We start from the raw sequence: 20,874 nt of genomic DNA, 5'->3' as shown, positions 1-20,874 counted from the left end.
TAAAATAATGTCGAACGAATTCACATGGAATCATGCCGATGGACAAGCCCGACACGCCCACGCTGCGAGCCTTCGCGCTGCTGGAATACCTGGTGCAGGCGGGCAACCCCGTGTCGCTGACGGACATGGCCGATGACATGGGCATGCCAAAGCCTTCGCTGCACCGCATGTTGGCGTCGCTCGAAGCGGGCGGTCTGGTGATCCGCGAGCCCGGCGACAAGAACGCGTATGTCGTCGGTCCGCGCCTCGCGCAGCTCGGCCTCAACGTGATGACCCACGCGGGCGCGCGGCGTCTGCGGCACGCGATCCTGACGCGGCTCGTCTCCGATCTCGGCGAAACCTGCAATCTCACGATGCTGCACGAGAACGAAGTGCTGTATCTGGATCGCGTCGAGGCGCCGTGGCCGCTCCGGCTGGACCTGAAGCCCGGCTCGCACGTGCCCGTATGGTGCAGCGCGAGCGGCAAGCTGCTGCTCGCATTGCAGCCGCGCGAGGAGCGCAATGCGCTCGTGCGGGCGATGAAGCTCGAGCGCTACACCACCAACACCATCACCGATATGGAGATGCTGGAAGCGGAACTCGATCGCATCGCGAAGAAAGGTGTCGCGATCGACAACGAGGAGTTCGTGCAGGGCATCGTGTGCGCGGCCGCGCCCATCGTCGATGCCGAAGGCACGTGTATCGCCGCGATCGCGGTTCATGCTCCGGTGTCGCGCACGCCGCTGTCGCGCGCGCTGGAAATGGTGCCGCGCCTGAAGGAAGCTGCGACCGATCTGGGCAAGACGTTCTGAGCCAACGTCACGCCGAACAATAAAACTGCAACCGCCTGTTCCGAAAATTGTAGCGCGTCAGCCCCGAATCGCCGTAAAGTGACGTTAATTTGAAACCAAACGTTCCGTTTTCGGCTCATGCGCGACGTCACCCATCCCGATCCCGCCGAGCATTCCGGCGATGAAGCGCGGACGCTCCGTCCGCTTGCCGTGCTCGAACAACTGGCCGCCGCCGGCCACCCCTATACGCTGTCCCAGCTCGCGGCGCGCGTGCGTATTCCGAAGGCGACGCTATTGCGGCTGATCGATTCGCTCGAAGCGCAAGGCTACGTCACCCACATGCCCGACTCGCGCGGCACCGACCGCGGCATCGCGCTCGGTCCCCGCGCCGCCCAACTCGCGCTCGCCACGCTCGCCAACAACTCGTTCACGCGCGCGTGCCGCTCGATCCTGCGTTCGCTCGTCGACGTGATCGGGGAAAGCTGCAATCTCACCGCGCTCGACGGCGATACGGTCCTGTATATCGAACGCGTCGAAACCGCCGAGCCATTGCGATTGCACATGCAGGCCGGCATGCGCGTACCGCTGCATTGCACCGCGAGCGGCAAGCTGTTCCTCTCACAGATGCCGCTCGCCGAGCGCCGGCAGATTCTCACGCGCCTCACGCTCACGAAGCGGACCCATCGAACGCTGACGGACCGGGCGCTGCTCGAAGGCGAGCTCGACCGGCTCGCCGCGCGCGGCATCGGCATCGACAACGAAGAGTTCGTGCTCGGGATGGTGGCCGTCGCGGTACCGATCACCGACGCCGCGAGCGGGCGCGTGCTCGCATGCCTGGCCGCGCATGCGCCGACCGCCCGCGCGAACCTCAACGATCTCCTGCAAGCCGTCCCGCAACTGCGCGACACCGCCGTGAAACTCGCCACGCTCATCGATGCGTCGGACGGACTGACGCTCATGACGCGCCATCGCCCTGACGCGGCGCGCTAGATCCCGCTCCATCCCGATGTTGCCGCCGACGCCCGCCACGCGGGCCCCGGCGGCGATTCGCCATTGCGTCGCCCGAAAAAGTCCGAATTTTTTAGAGACAAAACATTCCATTTATTTGAAAAACAAGTTGACGGCGAATTCGCGCCGTCCTACGATGTCTTCACGATACATATTCCGGAACCAAATGTTCCGTTTTATTTTTACCCGGAGACACTCATGAGCGAGCACGACCAAGCCCGTCCTTCCCAGACCACTCTCGCCGCCACCAATGCGGCGCCCGCCGGTCCGCAGTCGATGACCCCGTCCGAAGCATTCGTCGAAACGCTCGCCGCCAATGGCGTGACCGAGATGTTCGGCATCATGGGTTCGGCCTTCATGGACGCGATGGACATCTTCGCGCCCGCCGGCATCCGCCTGATTCCCGTGGTGCATGAACAAGGCGCGGGCCACATGGCCGACGGCTATTCGCGCGTGTCGGGCCGTCACGGCGTCGTGATCGGCCAGAACGGACCGGGCATCAGCAATTGCGTGACGGCCATCGCGGCGGCGTACTGGGCGCACAGCCCGGTCGTAATCGTGACGCCGGAAGCGGGCACGATGGGCATTGGTCTCGGCGGCTTCCAGGAAGCCAAGCAATTGCCGATGTTCCAGGAATTCACGAAGTACCAGGGTCACGTCACGCACCCGGCGCGCATGGCCGAATTCACGGCGCGTTGCTTCGATCGCGCGATGTCGGAAATGGGTCCGACGCAGCTCAATATTCCGCGCGACTACTTCTACGGCCAGGTGAAGGTCGAGATTCCCAAGCCGCAGCGTCTCGATCGCGGCGCTGGCGGCGACCAGAGCCTGAACGAAGCGGCCGATCTGCTCGCGCAGGCCAAATTCCCCGTCATCATCTCGGGCGGCGGCGTGGTGATGTCAGACGCCATCGAGGAATGCAAGGCGCTCGCCGAGCGTCTCGGCGCGCCGGTCGTGAACAGCTATCTGCACAACGACTCGTTTCCGGCGAATCATCCGCTGTGGTGCGGTCCGCTCGGCTATCAGGGCTCGAAGGCCGCGATGAAGTTGCTGAGCCAGGCCGATGTCGTAATCGCGCTCGGCTCGCGCCTCGGACCGTTCGGCACGTTGCCGCAGCACGGTCTCGATTACTGGCCGAAGGAAGCGAAGGTCATCCAGATCGACGCGGATCACAAGATGCTGGGCCTCGTGAAGAAGATTTCCGTCGGCATCTGCGGCGATGCGAAAGCGACCGCGATCGCACTGACGCAACGCCTCGCGGATCGCAAGCTCGACTGCGATGCGACGAAGGACGCCCGCGCGAAGACCATCGCATCTGAAAAGGCCGCATGGGAGAAGGAGCTCGACGACTGGACCCACGAGCGCGACGCGTACAGCCTCGACATGATCGAAGAGCAGAAGAACGAAAAGCCGTTCAGCGGCGGCCAGTATCTGCATCCGCGCCAGGTATTGCGCGAACTCGAAAAGGCGATGCCGGAAGACGTGATGGTGTCGACCGATATCGGCAACATCAACTCGGTCGCGAACAGTTATCTGCGCTTCAACAAGCCGCGCAGCTTCTTCGCGGCGATGAGCTGGGGCAATTGCGGCTACGCGTTCCCGACGATCATCGGCGCGAAGGTCGCGGCGCCGCACCGTCCGGCCGTTTCGTACGCGGGCGACGGCGCATGGGGCATGAGCCTGATGGAAACCATGACCTGCGTGCGCCATAACATTCCGGTGACGGCGGTCGTGTTCCATAACCGTCAATGGGGCGCGGAGAAGAAGAATCAGGTCGACTTCTATAACCGCCGCTTCGTCGCGGGCGAACTCGATAACCAGAGCTTCGCCGAGATCGCCAAGGCGATGGGCGCGGAAGGCATCGTCGTCGACAAGCTGGAGGATGTCGGTCCGGCACTGAAGAAGGCCATCGATCTGCAGATGAATCACGGCAAGACGACGATCATCGAGATCATGTGCACGCGCGAGCTCGGCGATCCGTTCCGCCGCGATGCGCTCTCGAAGCCGGTGCGCACGCTCGACAAGTACAAGGACTACGTGTAAGTCCCGTCCACGCCGCTCCGAGCCCGGAGCGGCGTTTTCTTCCGTCACAACAGGCCCGCCATGAAAGCCATGCATCGCATCATCGATCAGGCACGCGACCTGCCGATGCGTATCGTTCTCTCCGAAGCCGAAGACACGCGCGTGCTTCAGGCGGCGGCACGCGCGCAGCAGGAAGGCATCGCGCGCATCGTGCTCGTGGGCGCACGCGCACGCACGTATCAGGTCGCGGATGGCGCGGGCATCGATCTCGAAGGCATCGAGTTGATCGATCCTTCTCATTCATCGCTTGGCGAACGTTTCGCCGGGGAACTCTTCGCGCTGCGCGAGAAAAAAGGCATGACGCCCGAGCAGGCGCGCGCCGCCGTGCTCGATCCGCTGTGCTTCGCGAACCTGATGGTACGCACGGGCGAGGCGGACGGCTCCGTGTCGGGCGCGGTCAACACGACGGCGGATGTGGTGCGCAACGCCATTCAGATCATCGGCGTAAGGCCGTCGTTCAAGCTCGTTTCCAGCTTCTTCCTGATGATGCTGTGCGAGCCTTTTCATACGATGAAAGGCGGCCTCATCTTCTCCGATTGCGCGCTCGTCGTCGAGCCGAACGCGGAGCAACTCGCGGAAATCGCGATGGCCGCCGCCGACAGCGCGCGCAACCTGCTGATGGAAGACCCGCGCGTCGCGATGCTGTCGTTCTCGACGAGCGGCAGCGCGCATCACGCGGCCGTCGACAAGGTCATCGACGCGACGCGGCGCGTGCAGGAAGCGCGCCCCGGCCTCGCGATCGACGGCGACGTGCAGCTCGACGCCGCCATCGTCGCTGAAATCGCCATGCGCAAGGTGCATCACTCGAAGGTCGAAGGGCATGCGAATACGCTGATCTTCCCGAGTCTCGAAGCGGGCAATATCGGCTACAAGCTCGCGGAGCGCATCGGCGGCGCGAAGGCCATCGGTCCGCTGCTGCAAGGGCTCGCGAAGCCCGCCAACGATCTGTCGCGCGGTTGCAGCGCCGACGATATCTACCACGTGATCGCCGTGACCTGCGTGCAGGCGCAAGCGGCACGGCATCAGACGATGTGAGAGCACATCATGGATACGCGAGCCGAAACCGAAGCGTTCGTTCAGTCCGAGGCGACGGAAAGCGCGCCGCTCATCGATAGCGCCGCGCGTGCCGACACGCCCACGCTGCGCGCATTCAGCGTGCTCGAACATCTCGTGGCGGCAAAAAGCGCGCTTTCGCTCGCGGAACTCGCGAACATCATCGAGCAGCCGAAGGCGTCGCTGCATCGCATGCTGCAATCGCTCGAAGCGGGCGGCTTCGTCGCGCGCGAGCCGGGCCAGAAGAACGCCTACGTGATCGGCCCGCGCCTCGAACGGCTGGGTGTCGACGTGATGATGCACAGCGGCGCGCGGCGGCAGCGTCATGCGATTCTGGAGCGCCTCGTCGCCGATCTCGGCGAGACCTGCAACCTCAGCACGCTGCACGACACGCAGGTGCTCTATCTCGACCGCTGCGAATCGCCGTGGGCGCTGCGGCTGGAACTCAAGCCCGGCTCGCACGTTCCCGCGCATTGCAGCGCGAGCGGCAAGCTGCTGCTCTCGACGATGCCACGGGACGAACGCGCCGCGCTGATCCGCGCGATGCGGCTGGAACGCTTCACGCCCAATACCCTCGACGATCCGAACCTGCTGGAAGCGGAACTGGATCGCATTGCGCACAAGGGCATCGCCGTCGATAACGAAGAGTTCGTGCTGGGTATCGCGTGCGTCGCCGTGCCGGTATTCGATTCACGCGGCAAATGCATTGCGGCCATCGCCGTGCATGGGCCGGTGTCGCGCATGGCGCTGTCGCGCGCGCTCACGTTCGTGCCGCGCCTTCAGGAAGCCGCAGACGAACTCACGGCCACATTCTGACGCGCCGCAACACCGATCGTTCGGATATCGAATCAAAAAATAGGCTCAGGGACAACCCGAATCACCCTCTCAATTCTGAATCGGAATTCGCATTTTCCGTTTCACTTTCGCGAGCTTCCGCGTTTTTCTCTTGGCATCCTTGCCCGCTTCTTCCACATTGAACGAAACGCAGACGAAGCGATTCGTTCCATAAGAAGACTTCAGGAGACAGGTGTCATGCAGCAGGAAGTCGATTACGTGATCGTCGGTGCGGGCTCGGCAGGATGCGTGCTCGCCAACCGGCTGAGCGCCGATCCGGGCAATACCGTGCTGCTGCTCGAAGCGGGCGGCGCCGATACGAATCCGTGGATTCACATTCCCGTCGGCTACTTCAAGACGATGCACGATCCCGAGCTCGACTGGTGCTATCGCACGGAGCCGGACGACGCTGTCGCCGGACGCAGCATCGACTGGCCGCGCGGCAAGGTGCTGGGCGGCTCCAGTTCGCTCAATGGGCTGCTCTACGTGCGCGGCCAGCGCGAGGACTACGACCGCTGGGCCGAACTCGGCAACGCGGGCTGGAGTTACAGGGATGTGCTGCCCTACTTCAGGAAGTCGGAAGATCAGGAGCACGGCGCGAGCGAATATCACGGCGCGGGCGGGCCGTTGAAGGTATCGGACCTGCGCTTGCGTCGTCCGATCGCCGATCACTTCATCGCGGCGGCGCAGGAGATCGGCATTCCGTTCAACGCGGACTACAACGGCGCGACGCAGGAAGGCGTCGGATATTTTCAGCAGACGGCTTACAAGGGCATGCGCTGGAGCACCGCGAAGGGTTTTCTCAAGCCGGTGCGCGATCGGCGCAATCTGATCGTGCAGACGCGCGCGCAGACACGCAAGGTGCTGATCGACGGCAAGCAGGCCGTCGGCATCGAATACATGCATGAGGGCGTCGTGAAGACGGTGCGCGCGCGTGTCGAAGTGATTCTCGCAGCCGGTGCGATCGGGTCGCCGCAGATTCTGCAGAACTCCGGCGTGGGACCTTCGAGCGTGCTCAGCGATGCGGGCGTTCAGATCAAACATGAACTGCCAGGCGTCGGCCGGAACCTGCAGGATCATCTGCAAGTACGGCTCGTCTTCAAGACGCGCGAGCGCACGCTGAACGATGAAGTCAACAATCCGCTCAAGAAGGCGCTCATCGGCCTGCAATACGCGATCTCGCGCACCGGACCGCTCACGCTCGCGGCGAGCCAGGTTGCGATCTTCACGCGCTCGTCGCCGGATGTCGCGCGTCCCGACATTCAGTTCCACATGCAACCGCTTTCCGCCGACAAGCCCGGCCAGGGCGCGCATCCGTTTTCGGCGTTCACGTCGTCGGTGTGCCAGTTGCGGCCGCACAGCCGCGGCAGCGTCGAGATTCGTTCGAACGATCCGCTGCACTATCCCGCCATTCACGCGAACTATCTTTCCGACGAACGCGATCATCCTGTCGTGATCGGCGGCATCAAAGTGGCGCGCCGCATTGCCGCTGCGCCATCGCTTGCGAAGCACATCGTGTCGGAATTCATTCCCGGTTCGGGCTATCAGTCCGACGCCGATCTGCTCGACGTCGCGCGCAAGTTCAGCCAGTCGATCTATCACCCGGCAGGCACCTGCAAGATGGGCAGCGACGCGCACGCCGTCGTCGATGCGCGCCTGAAAGTGCGCGGCATCGGACGCCTGCGCGTAGTCGATGCGTCGATCATGCCGGAACTCGTGTCGGGCAATACGAACGCGCCCGTCATCATGATCGCGGAAAAAGCCGCCGACATGATTCTCGAAGATCAGCGTTATCAGCACGTCACGCGCGTGGAAGACGTGCCCGAAGTCGTTGTGCAAAAGCCCATGGCCCATGCAGGTCACAGAGACTGATCACAAGTCTCACACATCACGGAGACAAACCATGAACGCACTGCCCCGAACCGATGGCAAGCAGATGAGACGTGTCGTCGTCGCGAGTCTGATCGGCGCGACGATCGAGTGGTACGACTTCTTTCTATACGGCGTGGTCGCCGGGATCGTCTTCAACAAGCTGTATTTCCCGAGCGGCGATCCGCTCATCTCGACGATGCTCGCCTATGGCACCTTCGCCGTCGGCTTTCTGAGCAGGCCGCTCGGCGGCGTGATCTTCGGCCACTTCGGCGATCGCGTCGGCAGAAAGAGCATGCTCGTGATGACGCTTTCGATCATGGGCGTCGCGACAGTGTTGATCGGCATGGTGCCGACCTATGCGCAGATCGGCATCTGGGCGCCCTCGCTGCTGCTGTTTTTGCGCGTGCTGCAAGGCATCGGTCTCGGCGGTGAATGGGGCGGCGCGGTGCTGATGGCTTTCGAATATGCGCCCGAGAACAAGCGCGGTTTCTACGCGAGCATTCCGCAGATCGGCCTCGCGCTCGGACTGTGCCTGTCGTCGGGCGTGGTCGCGGGCCTGTCGCTGACGCTGACCGATGCGCAGTTCCTCGCGTGGGGCTGGCGGCTCGCGTTCTTCCTGTCGTTCGCGCTCGTTGCAATCGGCATGTATATCCGCCTGAACGTGATGGAAACGCCCGAGTTCGCGCGCATTCAGCGAACCGGCAGCGAATCGCGCATGCCGATCGTCGAAGTGATCTCGAAGTATCCGGGCAACACGATTGCGGGCATGGGCGCGCGTTTCATCGACGGTGTGTTCTTCAACGTGTTCGGCGTGTTTTCGATTTCCTATCTGACGGGCACGCTGCATCTGCAACGCACCGATGCGCTGCTCGGCGTGATGGTCGCGGCCTTCGTGATGATCTTCACGATTCCGTTTTTCGGGCGCCTGTCGGATCGCGTCGGGCGTGCGCGCATCTACTTCTGGGGATCGCTCGCGACGGGGCTTTCCGCGTTTTTCGGCTTCTGGCTCATGAAGAACAGCGGCGGCAATACGATGCTCGCGTGGCTCGCGGTCGTGATTCCGCTAGGCGTGGTGTATGCATCGATCTATGGTCCTGAAGCCGCGCTCTTCTCCGAACTCTTCGATGCGAAAGTGCGCTATTCGGGCATCTCGTTCGTGTATCAGTTCTCGGGCATCTTCGCGAGCGGCATCAGCCCGATCGTCGCGACGTGGCTCTTGCAGCGCAACGGCGGCGATCCGTGGATGATCGCGACGTATTGCCTCGCGGCGGGCATCATCAGCGCGCTGTCGGCGGCGTGGGTCGGGTTGCGGCAGCGGCGCGAGATGGCGTTCTCGGTGGGCTGATCGTCTGCGCTGGCCTTGCGTGCAAGCCGCACGTAATATCTCATCATCGACAGAACTTCAGCAGGAGACATGCATGCCGACCCGCCCAACCGCCACGCTTTGGGCGCAGCTTTTCGAGCGCTCGCGGGTCTCGGGGATGAGCTTGCAGAACCAGATCCGCCAGATGATCGTCAATGCGATCCTGAGCGGTCATATCGCGCCCGATTCCGCTCTGCCTTCGAGCCGCGAGCTTGCCGATCAGCTCAACGTGTCGCGCAATACCGTGGTGCTCGCGTATCAGCAGCTCGTCGAGGAAGGGTATCTCGTCTCGCGCGAGCGCAGCGGTCATTTCGTGAATCCGGCCACGGATGAATTGCAGCGCGGCTTCACCGCGACAGGGCTGTCCGATACGCCGGTCATCGAGACGCAGCAAGGTCATCCCGACTGGAGCGCGCGCATCAGACACGCGCCGTCGAATCAGCGCAATATCGTCAAGCCGCCGAACTGGCAGAGCTACGAATATCCCTTCATTTACGGGCAATTCGATACCGAGCTCTTCCCGACGAGCGACTGGCGCGAGAGCTGCATGCACGGTTTGTCGGTGATGGAAATCCGCAACTGGGCGCCCGACCTGATCGAGCGCGACGACGAGACGCTCGTCGAGCAGATTCGCACGCGCGTGCTGCCACGTCGCGGCGTGTTCGCGATGCCGGACGAGATCGTCGTGACGAACGGCTGTCAGCAGGCGCTGTATCTGATCGGCGACCTGTTATGCGGCGCGCAGACGAAAGTGGGCATGGAGAACCCCGGTTATCCCGATGCGCGCAACATCTTCCAGCATCACAACGCGCAGATCGTGCCGCTGGATATCGATGAAGACGGCGCGGTCATCGACGATGAAAACGCTGTCGCGTCGTGCGATTACGTGTATGTCACGCCGAGCCATCAATGCCCCACGACCGTGACGATGCCGATCGAGCGGCGGCGCAGGTTGCTGGATCTCTCGGTGAAGCATGATTTCATCGTCATCGAGGATGACTACGAAAGCGAGAACACGTTTTCGGGCACGCCGCATCCGGCGTTGAAGAGCCTCGATACGGCGGAGCGCGTGGTGTATATCGGCTCGTTGTCGAAGACGCTCGCGCCGGGTTTGCGGCTCGGGTATATCGTCGCGCCGCGCACGTTGATGCGCGAATTGCGCGCGCTGCGCCGCTTGATGATCCGGCATCCGGCGGCGTACATTCAGCGCGCGTTCGCGACTTTTCTCGCGCTCGGTCATCACGACACGCTGTTGCGCAAGCTGGGGCGCGTCTATAAGGAACGCGCGGAAGTACTGATGGACGCGCTCGCGAAACATTTGCCGGAATTGCGCGCATCGAAAGTGACGGGCGGCGCTTCGTGCTGGGTGGAAGGCCCGCCGTGGCTCGACGCGACACGGCTCGCCAAGGACGCGCAGGCGCTCGGCGTGCTGATCGAACCGGGCAGCGTGTTCTTCGCCGATCCCGCCGATGGTCAGCGATGCTTTCGCATGGGCTTTTCAGCGATACGCGCGGAGTTGATCGAGCCGGGGGTGCGGGCGCTCGCTCAGGTCGTGCAGCAGCGGCGCCCTTGAAGCATCGCGCTTACTTCCACGGCGCCATCGCATGAAAAACGCCGTCGCGCCGCACGAGCGCATGAAACAGCGCAGCGGCAAGGTGCACGACGATCAACGCGAAGAAACACAACGCGAGAAAGCGATGCGCGTTCCACAGCAGCGTGTGCAACGCATTGCTATGCGGCAACAGCGAAGGCACGTGCACGCCGAGCAGCACGATCGGATAATCCGCGGCGGACAGCATGCCGTAACCGAGCAGCGGCAACGCGATCATCAGCGCATAGAACGCCAGGTGCGACAGGTACGCGGCGAGTTTCATCGGCGCGGGCATGTCGGCGGGCAGCGGCGGCGCGCCGCGCGTGATTCTGACGACGAGACGAATCAACGCAAGCACGAGTATCGCGACGCCGAGCGGCTTGTGAATCGACACGAGCGTCAGATAATCCGGCCGTACCGTCGACACCATGCCGACGCCGATGAACAGCATCGCGAGGATGCAAATCGCCATGATCCAGTGCAGGGCGCGTTGCAGCGGCGAGAATCGCCCGGTGATCGCGTTCATTGCGTGGCTCCTTGCGCGGGCGTGTGCGGGTAATCCTTGTCCTCGGCGGTACGCCGGTTGAACGATACCGAGTAGGCGGCCGAACGCGCGGCGGGGAATGGATCGTCGGATACGCGCATGCCGGATGGCAACACGGTCGGGTCGAAATTGATATCGCGGCACGGTCCGTCAGGCTCCGGCTCGATGGTCTTGACGACGAGCGTGCCCACTTCCACCGTGTGCCGGTCTTCCGGCCACGCCTTGCTCGGGTCGGCGGTGGGATCGCCGGGATTCGCGACCGTGACGACCATCGCCCAGCGTTGCGGCGCGCTCTGCACGCGCTGCGTGATCTCGGCATCGAGGAAATTCGCGCCCTTCTGCTTCAGCTCATCCGGCGTGAGGTTCTCAGGCTTCGCAGCCGGAATGAAGGACCAGCGCACCGTCTGGCTCTGCCCTTCCGCGTTCGTGAAGACGAAGCTGTTGAGGCTGTTGTAACGCTCGTCCGCATACGAGGCCGTCCACGGCGCGCTGCCCGCCCACGCGCCGAACGCACCGATCTCCGGGTGCGCGGTGGCGAATTTCTGCATCGACTCGGGATCGTTCTTGTTCGCGAGCGCGCGTTGCAATTCGTAAAAGGCTTGCGGTGTCGCGACGGGAAAGAACGGGGCATCGATCATCGCGGAGCGCCATTCGCTTCCATCGGGCAACGCGATGCGCAGGCTGAGGCCGCGCACGCGCGCCATCGCGTCGGATGCTTTCGGGTCCGGCGTCGCGAGATTGAAGCGGCCCGTGACGGGATACGTGCCCGACGCGAACATTTTGGCCTTGGAGAGCGCCGCTCCCGAGCCATTCGATTCGAAATCGCCGCTGAAGCAGATGCCCTTGGCGTGATTGCGCCTGAAGCCCGGCACCGCGCCGCCGGGCGGCGCAAGACTGCCGACGATTTTCGCGGGCGTGAGACGATGCGGCGTGAGCCAGCCGGCCGTGTAGGCAAAGGCCGCAACCAGCGCGGCGACGATGGCCGCGATGAGGATCAGCGCAGGAAAGGGCGACCGCGGGGAAGCATGTTTGTCAGTCATCGTAGTCTCTCGATCAACGATTCTGTTGCACGGTAATCTAACAGCGTGGTTGGAATCGTGCCAGCAATGCGCAAAATTCGCAGATACCCCGGATATTCGCTTCCTTCGAATACCCCAGACGATTCGCCTTCGGTCAATTGGAGAACGCCTCGTGATCAAGAGCACGACCACGCGCGGCAGTCAGATAACGCTCTTTTACGATGAGTTTGGAGACAGAGAAGCACCACCTGTGCTGCTCGTGATGGGCAATAGCGCGCCCGGTCTCGTCTGGCCGGATGCCTTTTGCAATCTGCTTTCTTCAACGGGATTGTTCGTCGTCCGCTTCGATGCGCGCGACACCGGGCTGTCGACCTACATCGATTTCGGCACATCGCCCTATACGCTCGACGATCTGGCTGCCGACGCCTTCGCCGTGCTCGACGGCATTGGAATCGCGAAGGCGCATGTCGTCGGGCTCTCGCAAGGCGGTGTTGTCGGTTACGGGATGGCGCTGTCGAAACCCGAACGGGTAACGACGCTCTGCAGCATCATGTCTTCGCCCGACATGCGGCCGAAGAACGATGCCTTCGCGGGAGCACCGGAGAGACCGGGAGAGTTGCCGCGTCCCGCTGCGGATTACATCGCGAATGTCATCGCACTGAACGCACACCCGCCGACAAGCGTCGAAGAAGTCGCGACACGGTTTATCGAAAATTTTCGGTTGGCAGCGGGACCAAGGTCACCTTTCGACGAGAGCGCGTGGCAACGCCTGGGAAAAGCATTTGCCGAGCGTCCGCTGCTGCGCTCCGATGGATTGCAGCCGACACTGGCCAACAACAGCAATCATGCGTTGGCTCAGAAAGCAACGCCGGCGCTGACGAGGGAGCAACTTGGATTGATCGACGTGCCCGTGCTGATCATTCAAGGTAGCGACGATCCGATCTTTCCGGTAGAGCATGGCCGATGGGCCGCGGCCGCCGTGCCGCGTGCGACGCTGCGAGTCATCGATCGCATGGGGCACGCTCTCGACCCGGCTTTCTTCGATTCAATCGTATGGGAGTTGTCCGCGTTCTACTTTGGGGATTCGCATTGAAGCCGCGCCTCCAATGGAGGCGTCGCGCACTGTTGCCACTACATGCCAATTCCTTGGCGTAATCCGTCAGGAGCGACGCGAGCCTGGCCGCTCGACGTAATTTGGAAGGGTACGCGCTAAACGATAGTCATCGGTGCGATCGTCATAACGGCGACGCGAGAAATATCGCACCGGGAATCTGCAAAGAGGTTATCCATGACCAAACTGGATTCTCTGCAAGGACTGAGAGGCATCGCCGCCGGCCTTGTAGTGGCGTTTCACTCTGTCGCCTCCCTGAAAATGTCCGGCTGGGCGCCCGAATATACATCGGGGTTTGCCGTCTGGGGCATGGCGGGCGTCGATATCTTCTTCGTGATTTCCGGCTTCGTCATGGTACTGACTACGGCCAACAGACCGCGAGGCATCGAATCCGCTCAAAAATTCATGCTTGCGCGACTGATTCGCATTGCGCCGATGTACTGGATTCTGACCACGTTCATGGTAATGCTGCTACTGCTCGCGCCTTCGGCATTCAACAAGGAAAAATTCAGTATCGCCCGAACCATTACGTCCTATCTCTTTCTTCCTTACGAAGTCAGGGACGCAGGTCATTCATATCCTGTCCTCTATGTTGGATGGACGCTGGCGTATGAAATGTTTTTCTACGTAGTCTTTGCGATTTCATTGTGTTTCGCTGAACGTCCGATGCGCTATTGCGTGGTGGCCATCTTCATGACACTGGGCATTGGATCACTTCTGATTCAGCCGGATGCGTTTTACTTGCGCTTCATTACGAACCCAATGATGCTCGAGTTTGTTTTCGGCTGCATGATCGGCTGGATTTATACGCGTGGAATGAAGTTTCCCAAGCTGCTTTCTGCCGCCTTGGTCGCGGCCGGGATTTTTGGACTCGCCATGTCACCCATTACGGCGGAGATGGAGAACCGATTCATACTCGCTGGCATTCCTTCTGCCTCGTTGGTGGCAGGACTCGTTTTTTGGGAATCGGCAAATGGGTGGATTCCCAAATTCGTCCTTCTTTCCGTTGGAGATGCGTCTTACTCGATATATCTGACTCACACCCTCACAGTACCGATATTTGCTCGCGGCCTCGGGCATTTTGACAAATCCAGAGCTTTGCAAGGGGATATCGCATGTCTTTTGCTTGTGATTGCATCGACGCTGGTCGGCTATGTGGTCTATCGCGCGATGGAGCGCCCTCTGAGCAAGGCTCTCCGGGCACTCGTGGGAAGAATGGCGGCCACGCGTCACGATAACGGCGCGACCGCGCTGGTCGAAAGATAATCGGTACGACTGGGACGCAATAGCTTTGCGTTCCTCGTCCTGCAGGCCGTTATTGCGCGGCCGGCGACTTCACGCTCGGCGTCGCCAGCGTGTTATTGCTCGAAGGTGGAGCGGTGGTGCCTGTCACACTGCCGTTGTTGTTACTCGGCAGACCCGAATTGGGCGCCTTCATTCCCATTCCGCTTTGCGAATTGGTGGTGCCAGGTGTGCCGTAGCCGCCCGTCGGGGCCTGCATTTGATTGGACGGACTGGCCGTGCTTCCTGAAGTACCGCCACCGTTCGCGCCGCCAGCCGTCTGTGCAAAAGCGCCGCCCGACAGTGTGAGAGCCGCGACTGCCGCAACGAGTGTGGTGATCAATTTGCTCATGATACGTCCCTCCTTGTTTCGGACTGAAATGGACGCAGACGGACGCCGCCTGCCCAATCACGAGAAGCGCAAACACCGTGCCGCGTCCTTTCATCTACATAAACGAGTGATCTCCGCTATCGCTCCCCGGCCCCGCGGACTCTGGCGGGAAAACGCTCCAACAACCAGTCGATAAACACGCGAAGCCGATGTGTCACATGACGGTTTTGCGGATATACGACATGGAACGGATACGGCGGCGGTCGCCATTTCTTCAATATCTCGACGAGCGAACCATCGCGAAGGGCGGAATTGGCCGCGTAAGCAAATGTTTGTACGATGCCGAGTCCTGCAATGGCCGCCGCCAGATGCGCGTTGCTTTCGTTGATACCGATGCGATGTTCGGCCTTTATTTCGATTCTGTCGCCGTCGTGCCCGAAACGAAACGGCATCGCCCGGCCGTTTTGCGGCGACATGTAGCTGATCAACCTATGCCCGTTCCTGAGTTCCTCGGGGTAGGCGGGAACGCCGAACTGTTTCAGATATTGCGGCGTGGCGCACGTGACCATCACGGCATCGCCGATATGCCGCGCGATCAGCGACGAGTTATCCAATGGACCGCCGCGAATCACGCAGTCGACGTTGTCGCTGATCAGGTCGACCGGGCGATCGGCTACGCCCAGGTCGATCCTCACTTCCGGGTAACGCGCCATGAAGTCCGGGAGCAGCGGGATCAGCACATCCCTTGCGGGCGATCCACCTACATCGATTCGAAGATGGCCGCGCGGATTGCCTCGCGCGACGTTGAACGACGAGTCGATGTCTTCTAGGTCTCTGAGAATGCGCGTCGCCTTTGCATAGTAATCCTGACCCTCCGGCGTCACGGTGACGCGTCGTGTCGTGCGTTGCAGAAGCCTTGCGCCCAGGTGCGCTTCGAGTTCCTGAACCAGCTTGCTCATCGTGGCGTTGGGCAGGTCGAGCGAGTCCGCTGCGCGCGTAAAGCTGCCCGCTTCCACCACGCGCGCAAAGGCACGCATTGCCAGCAACTGATCCATTGCGTCCGCCCCCGAGATTAACCGGACGATTATACACAGAGATGAATAGTCATTTCATTGCACACCATTTATCTACAAATGACTGGCCGCTACAGTTCAGTCATGCCCAACGCAACACGCAGTTCCAGCGGGCAGATTCCATCACCCATCGATCACAAACGAAATGGAGCAAGTCATGAACAAGCCACTGAACGGAAAGATCGCACTCGTCACGGGCGGCAGCACGGGCATCGGCCTGGCCGCGGCAAAGGAACTCGCCGAGCAAGGCGCGCGCGTATTCATCACGGGCCGGCGTCAGGCTGAGCTGGACGCGGCCGCGACCGCCATCGGCCCGGCCGCCACGGCGATTCGCGCGGACGCGTCAGTGTTGTCGGATCTCGATGCCGTCTACGCGCAGATAGCCGCGACGGCAGGCAAGCTGGATATTCTGTTCGCCAATGCCGGCGGCGGAGACATGATGCCGCTCGGCGCGATCACGGAAGAGCACTTCGATCGCATCTTCGGCACCAACGTGCGCGGCGTGTTGTTCACCGTGCAGAAGGCGCTGCCGCTGCTGGTCGATGGCGCGTCGGTCATCCTGACTTCGTCCATCACGTCCGTGACGGGAACGGCCAATTTCAGCGTCTACAGCGCGAGCAAGGCGGCGGTGCGCAATTTCGCGCGTTCGTGGTCGCTTGATCTGAAAGACCGTGGCATTCGCGTCAATGTCGTCAGCCCGGGGCCGATCCGTACGCCAGGCCTCGGCGGTCTCGTGCCCGATGAAGCCCGTCAAGGGCTGTACGACGCGCTGGCGTCGCAGGTGCCGCTCGGTCGCCTCGGCGAACCCGAGGAAATCGGCAAGGCGGTAGCGTTCCTCGCGTCCGGGTCGGCCAGTTTCATCAACGGCATCGAGCTGTTCGTCGATGGTGGCATGGCCCAGGTCTGACCGCCCCTAGTTCTTCCGAATCTGCTCGTGGGGGCTCTCATCCAGCACGAGCAGATTGTCGTGCGAAAAGCCGAGCGCGACCGGCTGGCCGCGTTCCGGCAAGACGCGGCTGGGATCGTTGAAGACATCGAGCGAAACGATCGCCTGATTCACGCGCGCGCGTATGCGTACCACGGCGCCGAGAAAGCTGATCTCCTCCACCGTCGCCGCGAGCGAATTCCGGCCATTCGACGGCGCTTCCAGCAGGATCGCCTCGGGCCGCAGCGCCAGCACGCGATCCTTGCCGGCGTCGCCGGGCGCGAGCGGCCTGGACGTCACGAGTTCCTGTCCGTCCACCGCGATGCGCCCTGTCGCCGGATCGATCACACGCCCGGCGAGGATATTGAGCGTCCCCACGAACGACGCGACGAAGCGTGTGCGCGGCACGTTGTAGATATCGAGCGGCGAGCCGATTTGCTCGACGCGCCCGTCGTTCATCACGACGACACGGTCCGAGATCGACAGCGCCTCTTCCTGATCGTGCGTGACGAAAATCGACGTGATGCCGAGTTCGCGTTGCAACGCGCGGATGTCCTCGCGCAGCGACACGCGGATCTTCGCATCGAGCGCGGAAAGCGGTTCGTCGAGCAACAGCACGTGGGGCTTGCTCGCGAGCGCGCGCGCCAGTGCCACGCGCTGTTGCTGTCCGCCCGACAATTGCCACGGATAACGTCCGGCGAGATGCGGCAGCTTGATGAGTTCGAGCATCTCGGCGACGCGCGCGTCCATTTCCTTCTGCGAGCGCTTTGCGACCTTCAACGCGAAGCCGATGTTTTGCGCCACCGTCATGTTCGGAAACAGCGCATACGATTGAAACACCATGCCCACCGCGCGATCACGCGTACGCATGTGTGTGACGTCACGTCCGCCGAGGCGGATCGTGCCGTGCGTGGGCGTTTCGAATCCGGCAATCATGCGCAGCACGGTGGTCTTTCCGCAGCCCGAAGGCCCGAGGAACGTGATGAACTCGCCTTGCTCGATCTGCATGTCGAACCGGTGCAGCGCGATGTTCGGCCCGAACGCCTTGTGGAGATTGTCGATCTCGAGAAATGCCATCGGTTGCGGCCTCGGCTCAGGTTTTATGGCCGGCCAGCGCGCGCGCCGAACCGAACACCTGGATCAAACCCATCGACGCCCACGTCACGACGAACGCGATGATCGCCAGCGCCGAAGGCTCGTAGGCGCGGTTCGCGCCGATCAGTTGCAGGTACGGTCCGAACGCGGGCCGGTCGAGCAGGCTCGCCAGCGTGAATTCACCGATGACGACTGCGAACGTCAGAAACGCGCCGGACAGAATCCCCGAGCGCACGTTCGGGAAGATCACGCGTACGAGGATCGTCGTCCAGCCCGCGCCGAGGCATTCGGCGGCCTCTGTCAGCGTGCGGACATCGACGGCGCGCATGCCTGCATCAACGGCGCGATACATGTAGGGCAGCGAGAGCGTGACGTAGCCGAACACGAGCAGCAGATCGGTCGCGCGCTCGTTGCCGGTGAGCGGCAGAATCGAACTGCTGTTGTAGATGCGCAGATAGCCGAAGACGATCACGATCGCCGGTATCACGAGCGGCAGCAAGGTGATGAACTCGACGACAGGCCGCAGCCTCGGAAGACGCAATTGCACCCAGTACGCAGTCGGCACGACGAGCAGCGCGCCGATCACGATGGTGAGCAAGCCCATCAGCACGGAATAGCCGAACGAAGCCTGAAAATGCGGGTCGCCGAGGACGACACGGTAGGCATCGAAACTGTATGCGTCGCGGCGCATGCGCAGACTGAACTCGAAGGTCGCCGCGAGTGGTATGAGGAAATACAGTGCGCCGACGATCATCGCGATCCAGGCGCCCGCGCGCGACTGCGTTTTCATCGGCGTCCCCTTTCGGCTCTCGCGCGCAGCCAGATGTAGCCGCCGTTCGACAGTCCCGTGACCACGATCATGCCGAGCGCGAGCGCGTAACCGAGATTCTGGTTGTGCAGAACGTCGCCGCGAATCTGCGCGTACAGCAGAATCGGCACGATGTTGAGCGAGCTGCCGGTCAATGCATACGCCGTGGCCACCGCGCCGAATGCGTTGGCGAACAGAAGCAGCGTCGCCCCGAGGAGGCTCGGCCACAACACCGGCAAGCCGATATGGCGCCAGTACTGCGCCGCCGTGCCGCCCAGGCAGTCGCACGCTTCGCGCCACTCGCGTTTCAGACCATCGAGCGCTGGCGTGAGAATGAGCACCATCAACGGAATCTGGAAATACAGGTATGTGATGGTCAGCCCGAGGAAACTGAGAATGCTGAAGCCGGTGGAATAGAGGTTGAAGCCGAGGTATTTTCTCGCCAGCACAGTGACAAGCCCCACCCGCCCCAATGTGCAGATGAACGCGAAGGCGAGCGGCACGCCCGCGAAGTTGGACGCGACGCCTGAAAAGGTCATGAGCGTCGGGCGCATCCACGCGGGCAAGCGGCCCTGCACCGCGGCCCACGCGAGCAATGTCCCGAAGAGCGCGCCGCCCGCTGCAGAAGCAACGCTTACTTTCACGCTGATCCAGTAGGCATCCAGCACGGCTGGCTGAAACAGTTCGCGCAGGTTCGCCAGCGTGAAGTGGCCCTGCGCGTCCTGAAACGCGCCGATCATCAGAAAGGCGGTGGGCAGCAAAAGAAACAGCAGCGCGAACGCGAAAAACGGCAGGACGCCCGCATACGTCAGCCAGCTCGTTTCGGCGCCAGCGCGCGCGGGTCCGGACTTCGGCGCGGGCGCGGCCGGCGTCAGCAAGTCCGGGCCCGACGCGCCCGGTTGCGGCGATGCGCTCATCTCGGCGGTCTCGCGCGCTACTTCACATTCGCGCCTACGACCTGATCCCAGCCTTTGGTCACGGCGTCTTTCGTGGCGTTCTGCTGCTCGAGCGTCGGAAAGACGGCGTTGCTATAGGCCGATGCGGGCGGCAGCTTCGCGAGCAGCGCCTGCGGCACCTTCTTCTGCGCGACGAGTTCGTTGTAGCGCATCGGATGGCAATATCCGGCGAGCCAGCCGAGCTGCCCTTCATCGGAGTAGAGGAATTCCATCCACAGTTTCGCAGCATTCGGATGAGGCGCATAGGCGCTGATCGCCTGCACATAGACGCCGGCCACGACGCCTGTCTTCGGCACGATCACCTGCACTTTCGGATTGCCCTTGAGCGTGTCCCGATCCGCAAGCGCGTTGTAATCCCAGCGCACGATGACCGGTGTCGTGCCTTGCGCGAGCGACGCCGCCTTGCCGATCACCGGCACGAAGTTGCCGCTCTTGTTCAGATCGGCGAAGAACTTCAGGCCCGCCTGGTCGGCCTTGGTCGCATCGCCCTTGCCTTGCGACAGGCCTGCAGCGTAGACCGCCTGAATGGCCTGATTGGCCGAGCGCGGATCGCCGGCGAGCGAGACCGCATTCTTGTACTCCGGCTTGAGCAGATCGCCCCAATCGGCCGGTGGCTTGTCGATCATGTCGGCGTTGACTTCGAAGGCGAGCACGCCGTAGTAGTCGCCATACCAATAGCCGTCGGCATCCTTGGACGCAGCCGGGATCGAATCCCACGTCGCGACCTTGTAGGGCTGCAACAAGCCGTCATTCTTGGCGGACGGGCCGAACGACAGACCCACGTCGATTACATCCGGCGCCTGCGGACCCTTGTTGCCCTTGTTCGCCTTGATGGCTTCGATCTCGTCGCCGGAGCCCGCGTCCGGGTTGAGTTCGTTGACGTGAATGCCGTACTTCTTCTCGAATGCGGCGATCAGCGCGCCGTAGCCGCACCAGTCGTGCGGCAATGCGATCGTAGTCAACTGCCCTTCCTGCTTCGCGGCGGCGACGAGCGCGTCGGGTGGGGCAGCCGATGCAGCGTCGATGCCGCCCCCGGTGAGTCCCGCCGCTGTGGTGATCGAAAGGACACGGCACGCCCAGATACGCTTCATCGTCATCGCTGTTCCCGAAAGGAAGATAGTGCGTTGAAGAGATCCGCCGATTGCCGATGCAGGCTAA

General features: G+C 62.4%; 19 protein-coding genes. 11 read left to right on the top strand and 8 right to left on the bottom strand.

Annotation, left to right across the window (positions count from 1 at the left end; all coding sequences use genetic code 11):
- The first annotated feature begins 38 nt into the window (after positions 1-38).
- From NK8_RS38305 to NK8_RS38270, 8 genes are all read left to right on the top strand, one after another.
- On the top strand, positions 39-791 hold the full coding sequence (locus NK8_RS38305) for an IclR family transcriptional regulator (RefSeq protein WP_213234377.1): 753 nt from the start codon (positions 39-41) through the stop codon (positions 789-791).
- A 117-nt stretch (positions 792-908) separates the two neighbouring features.
- On the top strand, positions 909-1,760 hold the full coding sequence (locus NK8_RS38300) for an IclR family transcriptional regulator (RefSeq protein ID WP_213234376.1): 852 nt from the start codon (positions 909-911) through the stop codon (positions 1,758-1,760).
- A gap of 294 nt (positions 1,761-2,054) precedes the next feature.
- The gene (xsc, locus tag NK8_RS38295; RefSeq protein ID WP_213234520.1) at positions 2,055-3,821 is read left to right on the top strand and encodes a sulfoacetaldehyde acetyltransferase; all 1,767 of its coding nucleotides are present in this window, start codon (positions 2,055-2,057) and stop codon (positions 3,819-3,821) included.
- A gap of 60 nt (positions 3,822-3,881) precedes the next feature.
- On the top strand, positions 3,882-4,895 hold the full coding sequence (pta, locus tag NK8_RS38290; RefSeq protein ID WP_162069465.1) for a phosphate acetyltransferase: 1,014 nt from the start codon (positions 3,882-3,884) through the stop codon (positions 4,893-4,895).
- Between the two features lie 9 nt (positions 4,896-4,904).
- Positions 4,905-5,729, top strand: a complete 825-nt coding sequence (locus NK8_RS38285; protein WP_225936673.1) for an IclR family transcriptional regulator — start codon at positions 4,905-4,907, stop codon at positions 5,727-5,729.
- 216 nt (positions 5,730-5,945) lie between these two features.
- On the top strand, positions 5,946-7,619 hold the full coding sequence (locus tag NK8_RS38280; protein ID WP_213234375.1) for a GMC family oxidoreductase: 1,674 nt from the start codon (positions 5,946-5,948) through the stop codon (positions 7,617-7,619).
- 31 nt (positions 7,620-7,650) lie between these two features.
- A complete protein-coding gene (locus NK8_RS38275) occupies positions 7,651-8,964 on the top strand; it encodes an MFS transporter (protein ID WP_213234374.1) in 1,314 nt (437 codons plus the stop codon).
- Between the two features lie 73 nt (positions 8,965-9,037).
- Positions 9,038-10,555, top strand: coding sequence for a PLP-dependent aminotransferase family protein (locus tag NK8_RS38270; RefSeq protein ID WP_213234373.1), 1,518 nt, complete (start codon positions 9,038-9,040; stop codon positions 10,553-10,555).
- Positions 10,556-10,565: 10 nt separating this feature from the next.
- Here NK8_RS38270 and NK8_RS38265 read toward each other — a convergent pair whose 3' ends face one another.
- Together NK8_RS38265 and NK8_RS38260 are read right to left on the bottom strand one after the other, a co-directional pair.
- Positions 10,566-11,099 (bottom strand): cytochrome b, encoded by a 534-nt coding sequence (locus tag NK8_RS38265; RefSeq protein WP_213234372.1) that lies wholly within the window; start codon positions 11,097-11,099, stop codon positions 10,566-10,568.
- On the bottom strand, positions 11,096-12,157 hold the full coding sequence (locus NK8_RS38260; protein WP_162069460.1) for a catalase family peroxidase: 1,062 nt from the start codon (positions 12,155-12,157) through the stop codon (positions 11,096-11,098). Before NK8_RS38260 ends, NK8_RS38265 begins: the two co-directional genes overlap by 4 nt.
- Positions 12,158-12,308: 151 nt before the next feature.
- Between NK8_RS38260 and NK8_RS38255 the strand changes: the two genes are divergently transcribed.
- Both NK8_RS38255 and NK8_RS38250 read left to right on the top strand, forming a co-directional pair.
- Entirely contained in the window at positions 12,309-13,229 is a 921-nt protein-coding gene (locus NK8_RS38255) for an alpha/beta fold hydrolase (protein ID WP_213234371.1), read from the top strand.
- Positions 13,230-13,424: 195 nt separating this feature from the next.
- A complete protein-coding gene (locus NK8_RS38250; RefSeq protein ID WP_213234370.1) occupies positions 13,425-14,513 on the top strand; it encodes an acyltransferase in 1,089 nt (362 codons plus the stop codon).
- Positions 14,514-14,562: 49 nt separating this feature from the next.
- Here the strand turns inward: NK8_RS38250 and NK8_RS38245 are convergent, their stop codons facing one another.
- Both NK8_RS38245 and NK8_RS38240 read right to left on the bottom strand, forming a co-directional pair.
- Positions 14,563-14,880: a hypothetical protein gene (locus tag NK8_RS38245; RefSeq protein ID WP_213234369.1), complete on the bottom strand. Its 318-nt coding sequence runs from the start codon at positions 14,878-14,880 to the stop codon at positions 14,563-14,565.
- A 116-nt stretch (positions 14,881-14,996) separates the two neighbouring features.
- A complete protein-coding gene (locus NK8_RS38240; protein WP_213234368.1) occupies positions 14,997-15,914 on the bottom strand; it encodes a LysR family transcriptional regulator in 918 nt (305 codons plus the stop codon).
- Between the two features lie 175 nt (positions 15,915-16,089).
- Between NK8_RS38240 and NK8_RS38235 the strand changes: the two genes are divergently transcribed.
- On the top strand, positions 16,090-16,839 hold the full coding sequence (locus tag NK8_RS38235; RefSeq protein ID WP_162069455.1) for an SDR family oxidoreductase: 750 nt from the start codon (positions 16,090-16,092) through the stop codon (positions 16,837-16,839).
- A gap of 6 nt (positions 16,840-16,845) precedes the next feature.
- Here NK8_RS38235 and NK8_RS38230 read toward each other — a convergent pair whose 3' ends face one another.
- From NK8_RS38230 to NK8_RS38215, 4 genes are read right to left on the bottom strand one after another with little or no spacing between them, the layout of a single operon-like run.
- Entirely contained in the window at positions 16,846-17,934 is a 1,089-nt protein-coding gene (locus NK8_RS38230; protein WP_213234367.1) for an ABC transporter ATP-binding protein, read from the bottom strand.
- 16 nt (positions 17,935-17,950) lie between these two features.
- Positions 17,951-18,742, bottom strand: coding sequence for an ABC transporter permease (locus NK8_RS38225; RefSeq protein WP_213234366.1), 792 nt, complete (start codon positions 18,740-18,742; stop codon positions 17,951-17,953).
- On the bottom strand, positions 18,739-19,677 hold the full coding sequence (locus NK8_RS38220; protein ID WP_162069452.1) for an ABC transporter permease subunit: 939 nt from the start codon (positions 19,675-19,677) through the stop codon (positions 18,739-18,741). The genes NK8_RS38225 and NK8_RS38220 overlap by 4 nt, the downstream gene beginning before the upstream one ends.
- A gap of 17 nt (positions 19,678-19,694) precedes the next feature.
- Positions 19,695-20,813 (bottom strand): ABC transporter substrate-binding protein, encoded by a 1,119-nt coding sequence (locus tag NK8_RS38215; protein WP_213234365.1) that lies wholly within the window; start codon positions 20,811-20,813, stop codon positions 19,695-19,697.
- Positions 20,814-20,874 lie beyond the last annotated feature (61 nt).

It is taken from the genome of Caballeronia sp. NK8 (assembly GCF_018408855.1).
Lineage (GTDB): Bacteria > Pseudomonadota > Gammaproteobacteria > Burkholderiales > Burkholderiaceae > Caballeronia.
Note: the sequence above shows the minus strand (reverse complement) of the source record. Positions and strands in the feature narration are given on the sequence as shown.